General features: G+C 36.7%; 2 protein-coding genes. Both read right to left on the reverse strand.

The features are described 5' to 3' along the window. The coding region (locus DW033_RS24275) for a dTDP-4-dehydrorhamnose 3,5-epimerase family protein (protein WP_147423702.1) at window positions 1-206 on the reverse strand (206 nt) is incomplete at its 3' end. Window positions 207-217: 11 nt separating this feature from the next. After that, the gene (locus DW033_RS24280; RefSeq protein WP_122383251.1) at window positions 218-1,126 is read right to left on the reverse strand and encodes an NAD(P)-dependent oxidoreductase; all 909 of its coding nucleotides are present in this window, start codon (window positions 1,124-1,126) and stop codon (window positions 218-220) included. Window positions 1,127-1,228 lie beyond the last annotated feature (102 nt).

Raw genomic sequence — 1,228 nt, forward strand, 5'->3', positions numbered from 1 at the left:
ACAAGCTGGAAGTGCATCGCACGAATTACACCCTTTTTACTAATGGTATAGAACACCTCTTTAAGTTCATGATCTATACCATTTTGCTTAAATGTATCAATATTGTAATCCTTTATAAAGCCACCACGTTCGTCTGTGGCATAGAAGGGAGTTATCTCATATGCCCCCTTCATATCAAGTTCCTTGAATTCAAATTTCTGTATCATGACTAATTCCGCTATAACATCAAAGAGTTTTTAAGCCAATTAATAGTTTTATCAATGCCTTTATCAAAGTCTATAGACGCATATTCTCCAATAGTACTAACCAAGTTACTATTGTCAAACATATCCATTGTATACTTTACACCATCATCTTCACGGACTCCTATCCCTACCTTATCAGCGCAACCAACTAGTTCTCCTATACGAATAAGATAATCTTTCAAGACTCTAGGATTGCCAGAGCCTATATAATAGAACGGCTTATTCGTTTCCTTAAAGCCTAGACGATATACAGCTTCTATAAGATCATCCACATAAATAAAATCATATGGTTGTAAAGCTGGACCAAATGCGGCTTCTTTACCAGCCATCAACTCACCTAACGTATAACTAACCAAATTGCCCGTTTTATTACCTACACCGTATATATTTGAGAACTGCATCCACACAAACTGTTGAGCGATATTCTTGCAATAATCTTCCAAAATTATTCTGCAAGCATGCTTAGCCACACCATACATCATTCCACCAGTCGTTTTTTTCAGATGCGACAAACTAAATGCAACGTTCTCCGCTACAGTACCCGCACAAAGAAATTTTTTCACATTTAACCTCTTGCAAATATTAGCGCAATCTACTGCCATCTGAATATTTGATAATTGAACCGTAGGATCTGCTTTATCAGCCCCATTTACACCTTTCCACGCAAAATGATAGAAAGAGTCATATTCAATTACTGGCAGTCTTTCGACTAGAGATGTATTCACCCCTGATTCTATCCTCGTAATAAGATTTGAATCAGGCAAACGATTGCCATGAAAGGTAATATCAACAGCAACAACCCTAGTACCTTTTTCTATCAATTTCTTTATAAATGAACTACCTATAAAACCATTGCCCCCTGTGACGATTACGTTCTTCATATTATCGTTATACGTTTAAAAATTCATCTATCTGTTTATCCATACAAACACGAACATCCCCACCTGCTAGCCAAACCTTACTCCATTCAACAATCTTTTCCA

Origin of the sequence: Parabacteroides sp. AF39-10AC (assembly GCF_003635405.1) — a bacterium.
GTDB lineage: Bacteria > Bacteroidota > Bacteroidia > Bacteroidales > Tannerellaceae > Parabacteroides > Parabacteroides distasonis.